General features: G+C 59.6%; 13 protein-coding genes and 1 rRNA gene. 8 read left to right on the top strand and 6 right to left on the bottom strand.

What is annotated here, in order from left to right; genetic code table 11:
- The first annotated feature begins 55 nt into the window (after positions 1–55).
- The 5 genes from rrf to PSH69_RS25270 all read left to right on the top strand — a co-directional run bounded on the left by rrf (position 56) and on the right by PSH69_RS25270 (position 4,956).
- A 5S ribosomal RNA gene (gene rrf / locus PSH69_RS25290) occupies positions 56–171 on the top strand.
- 149 nt (positions 172–320) lie between these two features.
- Positions 321–980 carry a paraquat-inducible protein A gene (locus tag PSH69_RS25285; protein ID WP_018927224.1) on the top strand — a complete coding sequence of 220 codons (660 nt, stop codon included), beginning with the start codon at positions 321–323 and terminating at the stop codon, positions 978–980.
- Positions 967–1,590 carry a paraquat-inducible protein A gene (locus tag PSH69_RS25280; protein WP_007941211.1) on the top strand — a complete coding sequence of 208 codons (624 nt, stop codon included), beginning with the start codon at positions 967–969 and terminating at the stop codon, positions 1,588–1,590. The genes PSH69_RS25285 and PSH69_RS25280 overlap by 14 nt, the downstream gene beginning before the upstream one ends.
- Complete coding sequence (locus tag PSH69_RS25275) at positions 1,583–3,886, top strand: intermembrane transport protein PqiB (RefSeq protein ID WP_028940287.1); 2,304 nt, start codon at positions 1,583–1,585, stop codon at positions 3,884–3,886. The genes PSH69_RS25280 and PSH69_RS25275 overlap by 8 nt, the downstream gene beginning before the upstream one ends.
- A gap of 128 nt (positions 3,887–4,014) precedes the next feature.
- Positions 4,015–4,956, top strand: coding sequence for an AEC family transporter (locus PSH69_RS25270; protein WP_305410153.1), 942 nt, complete (start codon positions 4,015–4,017; stop codon positions 4,954–4,956).
- 30 nt (positions 4,957–4,986) lie between these two features.
- On the opposite strand, the gene PSH69_RS25265 is transcribed toward PSH69_RS25270, so the two are convergent.
- From PSH69_RS25265 to gatC, 6 genes are all read right to left on the bottom strand, one after another.
- The gene (locus tag PSH69_RS25265; protein WP_007941215.1) at positions 4,987–5,367 is read right to left on the bottom strand and encodes a carboxymuconolactone decarboxylase family protein; all 381 of its coding nucleotides are present in this window, start codon (positions 5,365–5,367) and stop codon (positions 4,987–4,989) included.
- Positions 5,364–6,374: a calcium/sodium antiporter gene (locus PSH69_RS25260; protein WP_305412869.1), complete on the bottom strand. Its 1,011-nt coding sequence runs from the start codon at positions 6,372–6,374 to the stop codon at positions 5,364–5,366. The genes PSH69_RS25265 and PSH69_RS25260 overlap by 4 nt, the downstream gene beginning before the upstream one ends.
- Before the next feature lie 101 nt (positions 6,375–6,475).
- Complete coding sequence (locus PSH69_RS25255) at positions 6,476–6,850, bottom strand: septal ring lytic transglycosylase RlpA family protein (RefSeq protein ID WP_018927220.1); 375 nt, start codon at positions 6,848–6,850, stop codon at positions 6,476–6,478.
- Positions 6,851–7,041: 191 nt separating this feature from the next.
- Complete coding sequence (gene gatB / locus PSH69_RS25250; RefSeq protein ID WP_018927219.1) at positions 7,042–8,487, bottom strand: Asp-tRNA(Asn)/Glu-tRNA(Gln) amidotransferase subunit GatB; 1,446 nt, start codon at positions 8,485–8,487, stop codon at positions 7,042–7,044.
- A gap of 10 nt (positions 8,488–8,497) precedes the next feature.
- Complete coding sequence (gatA, locus tag PSH69_RS25245) at positions 8,498–9,949, bottom strand: Asp-tRNA(Asn)/Glu-tRNA(Gln) amidotransferase subunit GatA (protein ID WP_305410152.1); 1,452 nt, start codon at positions 9,947–9,949, stop codon at positions 8,498–8,500.
- A 16-nt stretch (positions 9,950–9,965) separates the two neighbouring features.
- Positions 9,966–10,253 carry an Asp-tRNA(Asn)/Glu-tRNA(Gln) amidotransferase subunit GatC gene (gene gatC, locus PSH69_RS25240; RefSeq protein ID WP_007901429.1) on the bottom strand — a complete coding sequence of 96 codons (288 nt, stop codon included), beginning with the start codon at positions 10,251–10,253 and terminating at the stop codon, positions 9,966–9,968.
- Between the two features lie 210 nt (positions 10,254–10,463).
- Between gatC and mreB the strand changes: the two genes are divergently transcribed.
- The 3 genes from mreB (at position 10,464) to mreD (ending at position 13,272) form a co-directional block, all read left to right on the top strand.
- Complete coding sequence (gene mreB, locus PSH69_RS25235; RefSeq protein WP_002555108.1) at positions 10,464–11,501, top strand: rod shape-determining protein MreB; 1,038 nt, start codon at positions 10,464–10,466, stop codon at positions 11,499–11,501.
- A 179-nt stretch (positions 11,502–11,680) separates the two neighbouring features.
- Positions 11,681–12,781, top strand: a complete 1,101-nt coding sequence (mreC, locus tag PSH69_RS25230) for a rod shape-determining protein MreC (RefSeq protein WP_305410151.1) — start codon at positions 11,681–11,683, stop codon at positions 12,779–12,781.
- On the top strand, positions 12,781–13,272 hold the full coding sequence (gene mreD / locus PSH69_RS25225; RefSeq protein ID WP_018927216.1) for a rod shape-determining protein MreD: 492 nt from the start codon (positions 12,781–12,783) through the stop codon (positions 13,270–13,272). The genes mreC and mreD overlap by 1 nt, the downstream gene beginning before the upstream one ends.
- Positions 13,273–13,286: the final 14 nt, after the last annotated feature.

The raw sequence follows: 13,286 nt of genomic DNA, 5'->3' as shown, positions 1-13,286 counted from the left end.
ACTATCGCATACCCAATTTGCTGAAGCGTCGAAAGACGGTTCGGTACCCGAATTTCTTGACGACCATAGAGCATTGGAACCACCTGATCCCATCCCGAACTCAGAAGTGAAACGATGCATCGCCGATGGTAGTGTGGGGTTTCCCCATGTGAGAGTAGGTCATCGTCAAGATTAAATTCCGAAACCCCTATCTGCATATGCAGGTAGGGGTTTTGTTTTGCCCGCAGGAAAAGTCTACTTCGCTGGCAACACAAAATTGCACAGTTATTTTCGAGTCAGGGCACTAGAATAGGTCCAACTTTTTTGGAGCCAGAGCCTTTATGCCAGATCCGGTTGACGCCCCTGGGCTGTCAGATTTACCACTGGACGGTTTGGTGGCGTGTCATGAGTGCGACTTGCTGATGCGCAAGCCTGAACTCGCCCATGGTGAGAAGGCCATTTGTCCACGCTGCGGTTATGAGCTGTATGCCCATCGGCACAATGTCGTGCAGCGCAGTCTCGCCTTGGTCATTGCCGCCCTGTTGCTGTATATCCCCGCGAACTTTTTACCCATCATGCAGCTCCATCTACTCGGACAGTCATCGAATGACACCGTCTGGAGCGGTGTTGTCGGCTTGTTCGATACCGGTATGCAGGGCGTGGCAGCAGTCGTATTTCTCTGCAGCATGGGGATTCCGCTGCTCAAGCTGCTCTGCCAATTGGTGGTGCTGCTGAGTATCCGATTCAATATCGGACGCAGCTACGGTTTGCTGCTCTACCGCATTTATCACCATCTTCGGGATTGGGGGATGCTTGAGGTTTACCTCATGGGCGTGCTGGTCGCGATCGTCAAATTGGCCGATATGGCGGCGATTACCGTAGGTCTTGGTCTGGCGTGCTTTATCAGTTTGTTGTTGGTCCAGGTCTGGCTGGAAGTGGTGATGTCGCCGCACCAGATCTGGCAGGCATTATCAGGAGAAGATGCCCATGCGGGCGATTGATGCGGGCATTCTGATTTGTGCCGAATGCCACGAGTTGAACAAGCAGGAAGCTGGCACTGACGAGCAGGTCTGCACCCGCTGTGGTGCGTTGGTTCATGCGCGCCGACCGAACAGCCTGATGCGTACCTGGGCGCTGCTAGTCACCGCTGCGATTATTTATATCCCGGCCAATGTGCTGCCGATCATGACCGTCAGTTCCCTGGGGCAGGGCGATCCGAGCACCATCATGTCCGGAGTGATCCAACTGGTTCAGCACGGCATGATTCCCATCGCGGCTGTGGTTTTTATCGCCAGTATTCTGGTTCCTACGTTCAAACTGGTGGGCATCGGGTTGCTGCTGTTTTCGGTGCAGCGCCGCCAGCCACTCTCCGCACGCCAACGTATATGGATGTACCGCTTTATCGAGTTCATCGGCCGCTGGTCGATGCTCGATATTTTTGTGATCGCCATCCTGGTGGCGGTTGTGAATTTCGGACGGCTTGCCAGCGTCGAAGCCAATCTTGGTGCCATCGCCTTCGCCAGTGTGGTGATTCTGACGATGCTTGCCGCAGTAACTTTCGATCCCCGACTGATTTGGGATAACACGGAGTCGGACGACGACCATGACTGATTTGCCTACAGCGAAAACCCGACCGGCCTCTAACTGGTCTGCCATTTGGGTATTGCCCCTGATCGCCTTGCTCATTGGCGGTTGGCTCGCCTGGCGTGCCTATAGCGAGACAGGCATTGAGATCCATGTGCGCTTCGAAAGCGGCGAAGGTATTCAGGCCAACAAGACCGAAGTCGTTTACAAAGGTATGTCGGTCGGTAAGGTGAAAGCCCTCACACTCGATGACGAAGGCAGCGCCAAGGGCGTGATCGCCACCATCGAGATGAATAAGGACGTGGAGCAATACCTCAGAACCAGCACGCGCTTCTGGCTGGTCAAGCCGAGCGTAACCCTGGCCGGTATCACGGGCCTGGAGACGCTGGTCTCGGGTAACTATGTGGCTGTCAGCCCGGGAGAGGGCGAGCCGACCCGCAAGTTCAAGGCCCTGGCCGAAGAGCCGCCGCTGTCGGACGCCAAGCCTGGTCTGCACCTGACCATCAAGGCTGATCGTCTCGGTTCGCTGAATCGCGGCAGCCCGGTGTTCTACAAGCAGATCCAGGTCGGTCAGATCAAAAGCTATTTGCTGTCCGCGGACCAGAACACCGTTGAACTCAAAGTCTTCATCGAACCGACCTACGCCAGCCTGGTACGCAAACACACGCGTTTCTGGAATGCCAGCGGCATCAGCATCGATGCCAACCTGTCCGGTGTGAAAGTGCGTAGCGAGTCCCTCGCCAGCATCGTCGCTGGTGGTATTGCATTTGCTACACCGGAAAACCGTAAGGACAGCCCACCCACCGATCCAAGCCTGCCGTTCCGCCTCTATGAAGACTTCGATGCAGCCGCCGCCGGTATTCGGGTCAAGGTCAAACTCAGCGATTTCGAAGGCCTGCAGGCCGGTCGTACACCGGTGATGTACAAAGGCATTCAGGTCGGCAATCTGAAGGCGCTCAAGATTGACCCGGACCTCTCCAGTGCAACCGCCGAGCTGACGCTCGACCCATTGGCTGAGGATTACCTGGTCACCGGCACGCAGTTCTGGGTGGTCAAACCATCGATTTCGCTGGCTGGTATCACCGGTCTGGAAGCATTGGTCAAAGGTAACTACATCGCCGTGCGCCCTGGCGACAAGGGGGGCGCACCGCAGCGCGAGTTCGAAGCACGGGCCAAGGCGCCGCCGCTGGATCTGCGTTCGCCGGGCCTGCATCTGGTGCTGTTCACCGAAAACCTCGGCTCACTGGAAGTCGGCAGTCCGATTCTCTACAAGCAGGTCAAGGTGGGTTCGGTGCAGAGCTACCAGTTCTCTCGCACTAAAAAACAGCTGGTGATCGGTGTGCACATCGAGAAGGAATACGAGGGGCTGGTCAACGCCTCGACGCGCTTCTGGAATGCCAGCGGTATTACGCTGACAGGTGGGCTGACCGGTGGCATCCAGGTCAAAAGTGAGTCGTTGCAAAGCCTGATGGCTGGCGGCATTGCTTTCGAAACCCCCGAAGCCAAAGCGCCGTTGCGGAAGCGCATTCCACGTTTCCGTCTGTTCGCCAGTCATGAAGAGGCAAACCAGAAAGGCGCCGTGGTGACCATCAAGGTCGATCGCGCCGATGGTCTGCGCACGGGCACGCCGATCCGGTTCAAAGGCCTCGACGTCGGCAAGGTCGAAGACGTTGACCTCAGCGACGACCTGCAATCGGTGCTGCTGACTGCGCGAATCACGGAAGTGCCGGAGCGTATCGCTCGGGTGGGCAGTCAGTTCTGGGTGGTCAAACCTGAATTGGGTCTGATCAAGACGTCCAACCTTGAGACGCTGGTGACCGGGCAGTACATCGAAGTGCAACCGGCGCCGAAGAATCTCGGTCCGCAAAAGGACTTCGTAGCGCTGACCAATCCTCCGGAAACCGCCAAGGAAGAGGCCGGTTTGAGCCTGGTATTGAGCGCTGCTCGTCGAGGCTCGCTGAAGACTGGTGTGCCCGTCACCTATCGCGAAATCACGGTGGGCAAGGTGACTGGCTATGAATTGGGGCAGACGGCGGATCGAGTGTTGGTACACATCCTGATCGAGCCGAAGTACGCGCCATTGGTACGCAGTGGCACGCGGTTCTGGAACACCAGTGGTTTTGGTTTTGACTACGGCTTGTTCAAAGGCGCAACCATACGCACCGAGTCGCTGGAGACGCTGATCCAGGGCGGTATCGCCTTTGCCACACCGGATGGCGACCGCATGGGCGTCCCGGCGCGGCCTGAACAAACGTTCCCGCTGTTCGACAAGTTTGAAGATGAATGGCTGACTTGGGCGCCGAAGATTTCTATCGGTAAGTAACCCTAGGTTAATTTGGCGTTTATCAGGACGTCTTCGCGGGCAGCCCGCGAAGACGGTCTACCAGACGCCGACGTCTCCGGTGGCTTATCATTAGCCCCCTAACGACGCCCACCCAAGGTTCCCCCGGCATGCTGGCTATTTTCCTCGAAACCCTGAACATCACTGCGCCGGTGTTTGCCATGCTGTTTCTGGGTGTGCTGCTCAAGCGCATCGACTGGATCAACGACAACTTCATCCACACTGCGTCGGCCCTGGTGTTCAATGTCACCATGCCGGCGTTGCTGTTTCTGGGCATCTTGCATGCCGACCTGCACGCTGCGTTGCAACCAGCGCTGCTGATCTACTTCTCGCTCGCGACCCTGATGTGCTTTGCAATTGCCTGGGGTTGGGCGATCTGGAAATGCCCGCGCGAAGATCGGGGCATTTACACCCAAGGCGCGTTTCGCGGCAATAACGGGGTAATCGGCCTGGCCCTGGCGGCGAGCATGTACGGCGACTATGGCATTTCCCTTGGGGCGATTCTCGCGGCGCTGGTGATCCTGTTTTACAACACGCTCTCAACCATTGTGCTGGCGGTCTATAGCCCGGTGATCAAGTCTGATCCGTGGAGCATCTGCAAAAGTGTGATGGCCAATCCGCTGGTCATCAGTGTGATTGCGGCCGCACCATTTGCCTGGTTCCAGATCGGCTTGCCGGGATGGCTGGAGAGGTCCGGTCAATATTTGGCGCAAACCACCTTGCCATTGGCATTGATCTGCATCGGTGGCACGTTGTCGCTGGCGGCAATGCGCAAAAGCGGCACGATGGCGCTGAGTTCAAGTCTGGTGAAGATGATCGGCCTGCCGGTGCTGGCGACACTCGGCGCCTGGCTCTGGGGCTTTCGTGGGGCGGAGTTGGGGATTCTGTTTCTGTACTTCGGCAGCCCGACCGCCGCGGCCAGTTTCGTCATGGCCCGGCAGGCCAATGGCAATCATGAACTGGCGGCGGCGATCATCGTGATTACTACACTGATGGCGGCGGTCACCACCAATATCGGGATCTTTTTGTTGCAGTGGGGTGGGTGGATCTAACCTCGGGATTTGCGGCGTTCTTCAGGTCGCCTACTCCGGCTTCTGATAGGTATCGATCACTTCCTGCGCCGCCCGAAATGCATCGATCGCCGCCGGCACACCGGCATACACCGCGCAATGCAGCAGCGCTTCGCGAATCTCTTCCACCGTGCAACCGTTGTTCAACGCACCGCGCACATGGCCTTTCAATTCTTGCGGGCACTTCAACGCGGTCAGCGCAGCGAGAGTGATCAGGCTGCGGGTTTTCAGCGGCAAACCTTCGCGGTTCCACACGCCGCCCCAGGCGTGCTCATTGACGAAGTCCTGCAGCGGCTGGGTGAATTCGGTGGCGTTGCCCAGGGCGCGGTCGACGAACGCGTCGCCCATCACTTGGCGGCGGATTTCAACCCCAGGCTTCTTATCAGTGCTCATGGCAATTCCCTCTTGTGGTGTTGGCGACGCCAGGCGCGAAGCGAGGTGAACAGCAAAAACGCCACCAGCGCCGGCAGGACGAAAAAGAGCATCAGGTGTTCAAGCTTGCCAGCTAGCGGCATGCCCGTGGTGAACGACACCACGTGCAGCCCATAGGCCAGGTACAAACCCAAAAACAGTAGGCCTTCGGCGCGGGTCACCCGGTAGCCGGAATAGAACACAGGCAGGCACAGCACCGCGACTCCGAGCATCACCGGCAAATCGAAATCCAGCGCGTTGGGCGAGACCGACAGCGGTGACGGCGCGATCAATGCGGTCAGCCCGAGCACGCCCAAAAGGTTGAACAGGTTGCTGCCGATCACGTTGCCCACCGCGATGTCCCGCTGACCGCGCAACGCGGCGATCAACGAAGTGGCCAGTTCCGGCAGGGAGGTGCTGACGGCGACGATGGTCAGGCCGATGATCCGCTCCGACAAACCCAGGTCGGTCGCGACCGCCACCGCGGCGCCGAGCAACAAGTGCCCGGCGAACACCAGCATCGCCAGCCCGGCGACAATCATCAGCAGGCTGCTGAACCACGGTGCCTGCGACGCTTCATGAGCCCCTGATGGCGGACGGGCCGAGTGCCGCGACTGGCGCAGCAGCAAGCCCAGGTACAGCACCAGCGCGGCCAGCAGCATCATGCCGTCGACCCGATTCAGTTCTTTGTTCCACGCCAGTACGAACACCAGCAGGCTGGCGCCGATCATCAGTGGAATATCCAGACGCACCAATTGTCGCGAAACCCGCAATGGAGTAATCAGCGCCGAGAGCCCGAGGGTGACGAGGATGTTGAAGATGCTGCTACCAATCACGCTGCCGACGGCGATGTCGGCGTTTTGCGCCAGGGTGGCTTGCAGGCTGACCGCCATCTGCGGCGCGCTGCTGCCGAGGGCCACGATGGTCAGGCCGATGATCAGTGGTCGCACATGCAGGCGCGCGGCCAGGCGTACGGCGGCGCGCACCATCAGTTCGGCGCCGGCGATCAGTAAAAACAGGCCGGCGAACAATTCAATGACGCTGATCAGGGGTAAATCGGCCAGTCCGAAAATAGTCAGCGCTCCGTCTATCAGTCGTCGAGGGCTTGCACGCGAACCTTCGCGGTGCCACTGCGCAGCATGCCCAACTGGTCGGCCGCTTCACGGGACACGTCGATCAGGCGCCCGCGAGAATACGGCCCGCGGTCGTTGATGCGTACCACGCAGGATCTGTCGTTATTCAGATTGGTAATCTTCACCCGGGTGCCGAATGGCAACTGGCGATGGGCAGCGGTCAGGCCATGCTGATTGAAACGCTCACCGCTGGCGGTGCGTTTGCCATGGTGCTTGGCACCGTAATACGAGGCCAGGCCGGTCTTGTCGTAGCCGTGTGGATCGATGGTGTCGGTACTGGCACAACCGGCCAGTAGAGAGAGCAAGGCGCAAGCGCTGAGCAGGCGTTTCATTTGGACGGCTCCCAAAATAAATGTGGCGAGGGAGCTTGCTCCCGCTCGACCGAGAAGCGGTCGCAAAATCGGCTGATGCATTCTCGCTGAAAGAGTGCGGTTGCTGATTTGGGCCTGCTTCGCAGACCAGCGGGAGCAAGCTCCCTCGCCACAAGGAATGGAGCCAATATTGAGAGCTGGCTCCATTCTCATCAGCCTTCGAGCTTGCTTTTAAGCAGTTCGTTGACCTGTTGCGGGTTGGCCTTGCCTTTGGAGGCTTTCATGGCCTGGCCGACGAAGAAGCCGAACATCTTGCCGCGTTTGGCTTCGTCTGCCGCGCGGTATTGTTCGACCTGTTCAGCGTTGGCTGCGAGCATTTCGTCCAGTACCGCCGAGATCGCGCCGGTGTCGGTCACTTGCTTGAGGCCGCGCTTGTCGATGATTTCGTCCGCGCTGCCTTCGCCGTTGGCCATGGCTTCAAACACCACTTTGGCGATCTTGCCGGAGATAGTGTTGTCCTTGATGCGCAGCAGCATGCCGCCCAGTTGCTCGGCCGAAACCGGCGACTGGTCGATGTCCAGGCCTTGCTTGTTCAACAGGCTGCCCAGTTCAACCATGACCCAGTTGGCCGCCAGTTTGGCGTCGCCACTGATGCTCACGACTTTCTCGAAGTAATCGGCTTGTTCGCGGCTGGTGGCCAGTACGCTGGCGTCATACACCGACAAACCGAACTGCTGCTGGAAACGCTCGCGTTTCTGCGGCGGCAGTTCCGGCAGGGTGGCGCGCACCTCGTTGAGGAACGAGTCCTCGATGACCACCGGCAGCAGGTCAGGGTCGGGGAAGTAACGGTAGTCGTTGGCTTCCTCTTTGCTGCGCATCGGACGGGTTTCGTCCTTGTTCGGATCGTACAGGCGGGTTTGCTGGATCACCTTGCCGCCGTCTTCGATCAGTTCGATCTGGCGTTGCACTTCGCTGTTGATCGCCTTCTCGATGAAGCGGAACGAGTTGACGTTCTTGATCTCGCAGCGCGTGCCGAACTCGGCCTGGCCTTTCGGACGGATCGATACGTTGCAGTCGCAACGCAGCGAGCCTTCGGCCATGTTGCCGTCGCAGATGCCCAGGTAGCGTACCAGCGCGTGGATCGCCTTGACGTAAGCCACGGCTTCCTTGGCGCTGCGCATGTCCGGTTCGGAAACGATTTCCAGCAGCGGTGTGCCGGCACGGTTCAGGTCGATGCCAGTGGCGCCGCTGAATTCTTCGTGCAGGCTTTTACCGGCGTCTTCTTCCAGGTGCGCGCGGGTGATGCCGACGCGTTTGACGGTACCGTCTTCGAGGGCGATGTCCAGGTGGCCCTTGCCGACGATCGGCAATTCCATCTGGCTGATCTGGTAGCCCTTGGGCAGGTCCGGGTAGAAGTAGTTTTTGCGGGCGAACACGTTGTGCTGACCGATCTCGGCATCGATGGCCAGGCCGAACATCACCGCCATGCGCACCGCTTCCTGGTTCAGCACCGGCAATACGCCGGGCATGCCGAGGTCAACCAGGCTGGCCTGGGTGTTCGGTTCGGAACCGAAGGTGGTGGAACTACCGGAAAAGATTTTCGACCGGGTGGTGAGCTGGGTATGAATCTCCAGCCCGATCACGACTTCCCATTGCATGTGTTTCTCCTCAGAAGCCGGTTGGGGTGCGGGTGTGCCAGTCAGTGTTTTGCTGATACTGATGGGCAACGTTCAACAGGCGACCTTCCTGGAAATACGGGGCGAGCAGTTGCACGCCGACCGGCAGGCCATCGACAAAACCTGCAGGCATGGACAGGCCCGGCAGACCGGCGAGGTTGGCGGTGATGGTGTAGACGTCTTCCAGGTACGCGGCGACCGGGTCGTTGTTCTTGGCGCCGAGCTTCCAGGCCGGGTTCGGCGTGGTTGGGCCGAGGATGATGTCGACCTCATTGAAGGCAGCCATGAAGTCGTTCTTGATCAGACGACGGATCTTCTGCGCCTTCAGGTAGTAGGCGTCGTAGTAACCGGCCGACAGCGCATAAGCACCGACCATGATCCGGCGCTGTACTTCCGGGCCGAAACCTTCGCCACGGGAACGCTTGTACAGGTCTTCCAGGTTTTTCGGGTCTTCGCAGCGATAGCCGAAACGCACGCCGTCGAAACGCGACAGGTTGGAAGACGCTTCCGCCGGGGCGATCACGTAGTACGCGGGAATCGCGTGCTGCATGTTCGGCAGGCTGATTTCCTTGATCACGGCGCCGAGCTTTTTCAGCTCTTCGACGCTGGCCATGACCAGGTCGGCGATGCGTGGGTCCAGGCCGGCGCTGAAGTATTCCTTCGGCACGCCGATGCGCAGGCCTTGCAGCGAACCGTTGAGGCCGGCGCTGTAATCAGGCACGGGCTCGTCGATGCTGGTGGAGTCCTGCGGGTCGAAACCGGCCATGCCTTGCAGCAGGATCGCGCAGTCTTCGGCGGTACGGGCCAGCGGGCCGCCCTGATCGAGGCTGGACGCGTAGGCGATCATGCCCCAGCGCGAAACACGACCGTACGTCGGTTTCAGGCCGGTAAGGTTGGTCAGTGCCGCGGGCTGACGGATGGAACCGCCGGTGTCGGTGCCCGTTGCCGCCGGCAACAGACGAGCGGCCACCGCCGCCGCGGAACCGCCAGACGAACCACCTGGAACACATTCCAGGTTCCACGGGTTTTTCACCGCGCCGTAGTAGCTCGACTCGTTGGCCGACCCCATGGCGAATTCGTCCATGTTGGTCTTGCCCAAGGTCACGGCCCCGGCAGCCGCCAGTTTGGCGACCACGGTGGCGTCGTACGGCGCTTTGAAGTTGTCGAGCATCTTCGAGCCGCAGCTGGTGCGGATGCCCTGGGTGCAGAACAGGTCTTTGTGGGCGATCGGCGCGCCGAGCAGGGCGCCGCTCTCACCGTTGGCGCGACGAGCGTCAGCGGCTTTCGCCTGCTGCAGCGCCAGGTCTTCGGTGAGGCTGATGAAACTGTTGAGCTGCGGGTCGAGCTGGGCGATGCGCGCCAGCAGGACTTTGGTCAGCTCTTCGGAGGAAAACTTTTTATCGGCGAGTCCGCGGGCGATCTCGGCCAGAGTCAATTGATGCATTGCAGGCTCTTTCCCTTTAGTCGATGACTTTCGGAACCAGGTACAGGCCGTTTTCGACCGCTGGTGCGATGGACTGATAGGCCTCGCGATGATTGGTCTCGGTCACGACGTCTGCACGCAGGCGCTGGCTGGCTTCCAGTGGGTGGGCCAGCGGCTCGATACCGTCGGTATTGACCGCTTGCATTTCGTCGACCAGCCCGAGAATGCTGTTCAGGGCCGAAGTGATGTGTGGAAGATCGGCATCATTGAGGCCAAGGCAGGCCAGATGAGCGATTTTTTCCACGTCGGAGCGTTCAAGCGCCATGGGATTCTCCAGTGGAAAACAAAACGGACCGCGTCCGTGTGTTAGATTGTCGGAACACTACCGCATATCTACGGTCTCAAGGCCGCGATTGTGGTGCTTGGTGCACAGAAAAGCAGCCAATTTAACATATTGGCGCCTTGCCCAAAATCCCTGTCGTTGTTAGAGTTTGCCGCACTTTTTTACCCACGCGTTGCCTAGGGTCCCTTTCCCATGTTCAAGAAACTGCGTGGCATGTTTTCCAGCGATCTTTCCATTGACCTGGGCACTGCCAACACCCTTATTTACGTGCGCGAGCGCGGTATCGTCCTGAATGAGCCATCGGTTGTGGCTATTCGGACACACGGTAACCAGAAAAGTGTCGTTGCTGTCGGCACCGAGGCCAAGCGCATGCTCGGTCGTACGCCGGGCAATATTGCAGCCATTCGTCCGATGAAGGACGGCGTGATCGCCGACTTCAGCGTTTGCGAAAAAATGCTGCAGTACTTTATCAACAAGGTTCACGAAAACAGCTTTTTGCAGCCTAGCCCTCGTGTGCTGATCTGCGTTCCATGCAAATCCACCCAGGTTGAGCGTCGTGCCATCCGTGAGTCGGCCCTTGGTGCCGGCGCCCGTGAAGTGTTCCTGATCGAAGAGCCAATGGCTGCTGCGATCGGTGCCGGCCTGCCGGTTGAAGAAGCTCGCGGTTCGATGGTTGTCGATATCGGTGGCGGTACCACTGAAATCGCGCTGATCTCCCTTAACGGTGTGGTCTATGCCGAATCCGTACGGGTTGGCGGCGACCGCTTCGACGAAGCGATCATCACCTACGTGCGTCGCAACTACGGCAGCCTGATCGGCGAATCCACTGCCGAGCGCATCAAACAGGAAATCGGTACGGCCTACCCGGGCGGCGAAGTTCGTGAAGTCGACGTTCGTGGCCGTAACCTGGCCGAAGGCGTTCCACGCGCATTCACCCTGAACTCCAACGAAGTGCTGGAAGCTCTGCAAGAGTCGCTGGCCACCATCGTTCAGGCAGTGAAAAGTGCGCTGGAGCAATCGCCTCCGGAGCTGGCTTCCGATATCGCCGAGCGTGGTCTGGTACTGACCGGTGGTGGCGCTTTGCTGCGCGACCTCGACAAGTTGCTGGCCCAGGAAACCGGTCTGCCGGTGATCGTCGCCGAAGACCCGCTGACCTGCGTTGCTCGCGGCGGTGGCCGTGCATTGGAAATGATGGATAAACACACCATGGACCTGCTGTCGAGCGAGTGATCTCGCCCGATGCATCTATGCTGGTGAGCCCGCAGGCAGCACTTTGCAGTGCTGCCTGTTGGCGTTTATCTTCTGTCAGTCTGCATCCAGGCCGGTTTGATGCCGTATGAATAAAGAGAACATTTGCCTGGGAGGAGCGGCTTATTAAACCGCTTTTCACCAAAGGCCCCTCACTGGGCGTGCGCTTGTTGGTGCTGGTCGTGCTATCGGTCGCGCTGATGGTGGTCGATGCCCGCTTCACACTGCTCAAGCCAGTGCGTAGCCAAATGTCGCTGGTGCTGATGCAGTCTTACTGGATCACCGACCTGCCGCAGCGGCTATGGCAAGGTGTGGCCAGCCAATTCGGCAGCCGGACCGAGTTGGTCGCCGAAAACGAAAAACTCAAAACCGAAAACCTGCTGTTGCAGGGCCGCATGCAAAAGCTTGCCGCCCTCACCGAGCAGAACGTTCGGCTGCGCGAGTTGCTCAACTCTTCCGCGCTGGTCAACGAGAAGGTCGAAGTGGCCGAGTTGATCGGCATGGACCCCAATCCCTTCACCCATCGCATCATCATCAATAAAGGTGAGCGCGACGGTGTGATCCTCGGTCAGCCGGTGCTCGATGCCCGCGGCCTGATGGGGCAGGTGGTCGAGTTGATGCCGTACACCTCTCGGGTACTGTTGCTGACCGACACCACCCACAGTATTCCGGTGCAGGTGAACCGTAACGGTCTGAGGGCGATTGCCAGCGGCACCGGCAACCCGGAACGCCTTGAGCTGCGTCATGTGGCCGATACCGCCGACATTAAAGAAGGCGATCTGCTGGTCAGCTCCGGCCTCGGTCAGCGTTTCCCGGCGGGTTACCCGGTGGCGACAGTCAAGGAAGTAATCCACGATTCCGGTCAACCGTTCGCCATCGTGCGTGCGGTGCCGACTGCCGCGCTGAACCGCAGTCGTTATTTGCTGTTGGTGTTCAGTGATGGTCGCACAGCCGAGGAGCGCGCCAACGAAGCCGCCCAGGCTCAAGAGGCTCTGGACCGGCAGGGTGGCGGGCCGATCATTCCTGCAACTGTGCCGAAACCGGCCGCGTCGGTGGTACCGGCTGCCGCTGCAACTCCGACTGCCGTACCTGCCGTACCTGCCGTACCTGCCGCCGCGACCCCAGTCAAACCTGCCGCGTCCCATCCTGCTGCCGCCAAGCCACCCGCGACGGCGACGGCCGCCAAACCCAAACCCGCGGCCGTGAAGCCTGCTGCCAAACCGCCTGTCGCCGCGCCGGCCACCACTGGGGGAACAGAATAATGGGCGGTGCAACTTCCTCCCGAAACGGCTGGATGGTCTGGCTGACGTTCGCCATCGGCATGTTGCTCAGCGTTTCACCGCTGCCGCAATTCATGGAAATCCTGCGCCCTTTGTGGCTGGCCTTGTTGTTGGCCTTCTGGGCGTTGGCCCTGCCGCATAAAGTCGGCATGGTCACCGCCTGGTGCCTGGGGTTGGCCGAAGACGTGCTGTATGGCACGTTGCTGGGCCAGAACGCGTTGATCCTCACGCTCATTACGTTCCTGGTGCTGTCGCTGCAACAGCGCCTGCGCATGTTCCCGATGTGGCAACAGAGCCTGGTGATCCTGGTGATCTTCGGCCTCGCCCAACTGGTTCAGTTGTGGCTGAGCGCCCTGACCGGTAATCGTCAGCCGACCCTGGCGCTGGTCTTGCCTGCACTGGTCAGTGCGTTGCTCTGGCCATGGATCAGCTTCGGTTTGCGCGGTTTGCGTCGACGCTACAAAATCAATTAATTCGGTCAGGCATG

Source organism: Pseudomonas sp. FP1740 (assembly GCF_030687165.1).
Classification (GTDB): Bacteria; Pseudomonadota; Gammaproteobacteria; order Pseudomonadales; family Pseudomonadaceae; genus Aquipseudomonas.
The sequence above is the reverse complement of the archived record's forward strand: the minus strand, read 5'-3'. Positions and strand labels throughout refer to the sequence as shown.